Below are 243 nucleotides of genomic sequence, written 5' to 3'. Positions count from 1 at the left end.
CCATCAGCAAGTACGTCAGCCTCTACAAGCGCAAGTACATCAGCAAGTTCGTCAGCATCAACAAGCGCAAGTACGTCAGCATCAACCAGTGCAAGTACATCAGCAAGTACGTCAGCTTCAACGAGCGCAAGTACCTCAGCAAGTACGTCAGCCTCAACAAGTGCAAGTACATCAGCACGTACGTCAGCCTCAACAAGTGCAAGTACAACGCCGCGCGCAGCGGCCGGGGCCGGCGCCGCGGGC

General features: G+C 56.4%; 1 protein-coding gene. It reads left to right on the top strand.

The genetic code is table 11. The features are described 5' to 3' along the window. The coding region (locus N8L33_RS10040) for a hypothetical protein (protein WP_261059765.1) at positions 1-243 on the top strand (243 nt) is incomplete at both ends.

Source organism: Streptococcus mitis (assembly GCF_946188695.1).
Taxonomy (GTDB): Bacteria; Bacillota; Bacilli; order Lactobacillales; family Streptococcaceae; genus Streptococcus; species Streptococcus mitis_DF.
This window is presented reverse-complemented; position numbering and strand designations above follow the sequence as displayed.